The sequence below is a fragment of the Vibrio sp. 10N.222.55.C6 genome, assembly GCF_041473395.1.
GTDB classification, from domain to species: Bacteria; Pseudomonadota; Gammaproteobacteria; order Enterobacterales; family Vibrionaceae; genus Vibrio; species Vibrio crassostreae_C.
The window spans coordinates 1-318 of the sequence record NZ_JBFRSD010001254.1 but is presented as its reverse complement, the minus strand read 5'-3'; the positions used below and the strand labels follow the sequence as shown (position 1 = coordinate 318).

The 318-nt window shown below is 45.9% G+C and carries 1 pseudogene; it reads right to left on the bottom strand.

Annotation, left to right across the window (positions count from 1 at the left end):
• A pseudogene (locus AB4486_RS28425) lies at positions 1-318 on the bottom strand (murein transglycosylase); the annotation flags it as partial.

Below are 318 nucleotides of genomic sequence, written 5' to 3'. Positions count from 1 at the left end.
AAATGAAAGAGTCAGGAATGCCGGTATCAGACAAAATCAGTCGCTCAGCTTGCACGTCCAGCTCATTCATCTGGCTCTGTGTCTGCTGGATAACGAAGTTTTTCTCTTCTTGCTCCTTCTCCAAAGAATAAAGTACGGCGTGGTCTTCCGCCTTGAGCTTGGCTAGTTCAACATTTTGACCCGCAACCTCAACTGGGATGTTTTTTACCAGTGCTTCGATCTCTTCCGGAGTACTAGCTTCATCCACCAACACAGAGACTGTTGCCGTATTGGTTTCGTAATCGACAGCCGTTTTTACCTGATCGTCTTGAGAATAAT